We start from the raw sequence: 4147 nt of genomic DNA, 5'->3' as shown, positions 1-4147 counted from the left end.
CGTTTGGGACTGTCCAGTCTGGTTGGCGGATCACCGCGGCCGGCCGCGGTGAAGGTGCTAGCTTTCGTGGCCCTAATTTGGATAGATTTATTTTAACGCAAAACCGGTTTGAATGTAAACGATTGCTTTAGCTGGCCGTTGCTGACGCCCTATGTAGACTGGTGGCTCCCAGGCAGATGGTTGAAAGGGCTAACGCCACTCCGGTTCATGCCGCGGCCGAGGTATCGCGGTCGGAAAAAGATACCCTTCCATTTGTAAGAAAAAGTATTACACGACAATCAGAAATACCCCAATTGACCCTTTTCAGATGCCTTGGTAGCCTGCAAAGCGTGCGGAAATTTTTCCGACGCTCTGTGGCGCGATGTGTACTGGTCGCTGCGGATAACTCCACTCAACCTGCAGGAGGAACGAATGAGGAACAAACTATTTACGATTGCAATCGGTGTTTGCGCGGTTCTGATGATGACGATGACCTTTTCGGCTGATGTCAATGCCAGAGACATTTACAAGTTCGGTGGTGGCCCCGCCGGTGGCACCTTCCAGTTTATGGCCGGTGGCATCTCCACCTATCCGCCCGTAAAAGATATTAAGGAATTCCGCGTGCTGGCCGGCGCTTCCGGCGGCAGCGTCGAGAATATGCGCAAAGTCGATTCCGGTGCCTACGCCATGGGCGTTGTCTATTCTGGCCATGTTTATTTAGGCCTCAACGGCCGTATGAAAAACGATACCAAGAAATATGAAAATGTCATGGGTGTGGCTTATTTTTACGGCGCACCGGCTCAACTGGTCGTCAAAAAGGGCGGCGGTATCAAGAGCATGAAAGACCTGGCCGGCAAAAAGGTTGGCGTGGGCAATGCCGGTTCCGGTGCCTTTGCCAACTGCGAACTGTTTTTTACCCACATGGGTGTCTGGGATAAGGTCGAGCGTAATGCCATGGGCTACAACGACGCCGCGGCTGCCTTCGGCAACAACCAGCTGGATGCCTTCTGGCTGTTCACCGCTTTCCCCAGTGGCGCCGTGGTCATGGCCGCCCAGCAGAACGACATCGAAATGATCGACCTGAATGCCGAGGCCGAGGCCAGCGGTTTTTATGAAAAGTATCCCTACTTCACCAAGTTGACGATCCCGGCGGGTACTTACAAGGGCGTGGATACGGATACCCCCTCCTTTCAGGATTCCGCCCTGTGGGTGGCCAATTCCGAAGTACCGGCAGAGGTGGTCTACACCCTGCTCTCAAAGATCTATACCCCCGAGGGCCTGGCCCATATGGTCAACGTAAAGAAGACCGCCAAGGCCATGAGCGTCGAAGGCGGTATCAACGGTATCGTAACCCCGCTGCATCCGGGAGCTGAGAAGTTCTGGAAAGAAAAGGGCGTCTTGAAATAGTCCTTAATCGTAAGGGGCTGCCGGTACTTGCCGGCGGCCCCTTTTTTGCCACATTCGAAATAAACTACCATCAACAAGGCAGGGGCCACCGTGTACGATCAACTCAACCGATTCGAACAGATAATTTTTGATGTCCTCTCGGTAGTTCTGGTGCTGTTTTACTCTTATGCTGCCGTGGTCCAACCGGCATCCACCCAGTACCACCGGGGCGTTTACGTCATCATCACCTACGTATTGGTGTTTCTGCTCTACAAATCCAAGTCGACGGTCATGCGGGTGGTGGACTACATCCTGATCCTGCTCTCGATCATCTGTATCGGCTACTGGATACTCAACTTCGAGGCGATCAACTACCGCACGGGTGCGGAAAACACCATGGACCAGACCATAGCGGTGGTCGGGGTGCTTATCGGCATCGAACTGGCCCGGCGGGTCGTGGGAAACGCCTTCGTGATCATCGGCACGGTGATGATCCTATACGGCGTATACGGGCCCTATGCCCCGGACTTGCTTGCCCATCCGGGTGAAACCTTTCCCAACCTGTGCACCACCATTTACTACATGAGCGACGGGGTTTTCGGCATCATGGCCAACGTACTGCCACCTACGTGATCCTGTTCGTCCTGTTCGGCGCCTTCCTGCAAAAGAGCGGCGCCCAGAAATTTTTCATCGACTGGCCCCTGGCCGCGGTGGGGCATAAAATCGGCGGCCCGGCCAAAGTGTCCGTTATCGCCAGCGGTCTGTTCGGTTCCATTTCCGGCAGTGCCATCGCCAATACGGTCTCTACGGGAACCTTTACCATCCCGATGATGAAAAAGGCCGGATTCCGGCCCCATATCGCCGGCGGCATCGTACCGGCGGCCTCCATCGGCGGCATGTTCATGCCCCCCATCCTGGGGGCCGGCGGGTTCATCATGGCCGAGTTGACCGGCGTGCCCTCCTCGCGCATCATGCTGGTGGCTATATTTCCGGCATTCATGTACTTTTTCAGCGTGTTCGTCATGGTACACTACGAAGCCAAGATGTATAACATCGTGGGTGAACGGTCCGAACACAGCGCCATGGAGATCCTGAAAAAAGAGTGGTTTTTCGCCCTGCCCCTGGTCGTCATCACCATCTTCATGCTCACCGGCTACTCCCCGGGCTACTCGGCCATCCTGGGTCTGGCCACCTGCATTATCGTCAGCTACAAGTACCAGGAGACCCACATCGACTACACCCTGGCGGTCGTCATGGCCCTGGTCCTGGCCACGCAGATGATATCGCTGCTGCTCAGCAAGACCGTGGGACCCGAGGCGGGCAGGAGTTTCAACCACATGGTTTCCGAAAAGACGATGGTATTCTCCGGAATCGCCCTCTGCGTGATCTGGTATGCGATTAAAAAAGAGCGTCGGCCGGCGATCAATCAAGGGCTGAAACGATTCGTCGATGCCTCCCGCTCCGGAACGGAAAACAGCCTGAAGATCGGCGCCACCCTCGGCGTCATCGGCATCATCATCGGCGTATTGACCTTTACCGGGCTGGTGCTGACCTTTGCCGACATCGTCATCGAGCTGGCCGACGGTTCTCTCGTGCTCACGATCCTGTTTATCGCGCTGGCATCCCTCGTCCTCGGCATGGGTGTGCCGGTCACCGCGGCCTACCTGATCACCGCCGTGGTGGCAGTACCGGCCCTGACCCATCTGGGCATCAACGAAATTGCCGCCCACATGATCGTCTACTGGCTCTCCCAGGATTCCAACATCACCCCGCCGGTGTGCATCGCCGCCTTTGCGGGGGCGACGATCGCCAAGGCCAACATGTGGCGCACGGCCTTCGCTGCCTTCAAGTTCGCCAAATTCCTCTACCTGGGGCCGTTTTTGTTCGGCTACGTGCCGGCCTTCTCCCTGAACGGCAGCGCCATGGATATCATCAAGGCCTTTATTCTGATTATATTTGGTACCTGGCTCTATTCATATATTTTGAGCGGAATCTGGATCAAGACGATTATCGGGTGGTTCAAGAAAGCCCCGGCTGCCTGATCGATCCCCGGAAAAGGTATTCGCGCACCCAACTTCTAATGCTTATCGAAACCCTCGCCGTAACAGGCGGGGGTTTTTACGTTCAGGAGGAAAAGAAATCGGTGCTGGTGGAAGCTACGGCAGGCTAATGTGTTCTGCAGCGACCACCAGATGGCCTTTTGCCATACACCCATCCTGATGCAGGACAATTTTTTTCAGATCAAAGGCTTTCTTCAACCGGCTGATATTCTGTTTGTGCAGACCTTGAACGCGGGAAACCATGCTGGGGTGCACGGATAGGGTCAGGGGATCCGGTCGTTTTTCCATCCTGCCCAGTGCAAATGAAATGGCATCGAGAACAATTTCCCCGTGCACCAGGTGCCCGAAGGCCGGGTGGTAGGGTCCGGCGATAAAGCCGCCCGAACTGGTCAATCCGTCCGAGGCCTGGAGCCCCATGCGGACGACCGGTATGTGATGGGTGTTGAAATAAAGGAACAGCCGTTTCACCAGGGTGACACACGCTGCCAGCGCCATGGGGTGGTAGCGACCGTCTCTGTATCGTCCGGCCAATTGGCTGCCCTCCAGGACAAGGGTCGGATAAATCCTTACAAAATCAGGCTCCAACTCGGCAATCCGGCGGGCCGTTTCCATGGCGCCGTCGTCGTCGTCCTCGGGAAGCCCCACCATCATCTGCAGGCCCATCTCGAATCCCCGCTTTTTCAGCAGATCGGCGGCGACCACCGTGTCCGATGCCCGGTGCC

General features: G+C 56.1%; 3 protein-coding genes and 1 pseudogene. 3 read left to right on the top strand and 1 reads right to left on the bottom strand.

The window, feature by feature from the left end; translation table 11 throughout:
- Positions 1 to 411 precede the first annotated feature (411 nt).
- The 3 genes from QNK41_RS13250 to QNK41_RS13240 all read left to right on the top strand — a co-directional run bounded on the left by QNK41_RS13250 (position 412) and on the right by QNK41_RS13240 (position 3407).
- Positions 412 to 1386, top strand: coding sequence for a TAXI family TRAP transporter solute-binding subunit (locus QNK41_RS13250; protein WP_319257681.1), 975 nt, complete (start codon positions 412 to 414; stop codon positions 1384 to 1386).
- A gap of 90 nt (positions 1387 to 1476) precedes the next feature.
- Positions 1477 to 1998 carry a hypothetical protein gene (locus tag QNK41_RS13245; RefSeq protein ID WP_319257679.1) on the top strand — a complete coding sequence of 174 codons (522 nt, stop codon included), beginning with the start codon at positions 1477 to 1479 and terminating at the stop codon, positions 1996 to 1998.
- Positions 1995 to 3407: a TRAP transporter fused permease subunit gene (locus tag QNK41_RS13240; protein WP_319257677.1), complete on the top strand. Its 1413-nt coding sequence runs from the start codon at positions 1995 to 1997 to the stop codon at positions 3405 to 3407. The genes QNK41_RS13245 and QNK41_RS13240 overlap by 4 nt, the downstream gene beginning before the upstream one ends.
- A 114-nt stretch (positions 3408 to 3521) precedes the next feature.
- Here the strand turns inward: QNK41_RS13240 and QNK41_RS13235 are convergent.
- Positions 3522 to 4147: pseudogene (locus tag QNK41_RS13235) on the bottom strand (hypothetical protein); the annotation flags it as partial.

Source organism: Desulfosarcina sp. (assembly GCF_033791525.1).
Lineage (GTDB): Bacteria > Desulfobacterota > Desulfobacteria > Desulfobacterales > Desulfosarcinaceae > Desulfosarcina.
This window is presented reverse-complemented; position numbering and strand designations above follow the sequence as displayed.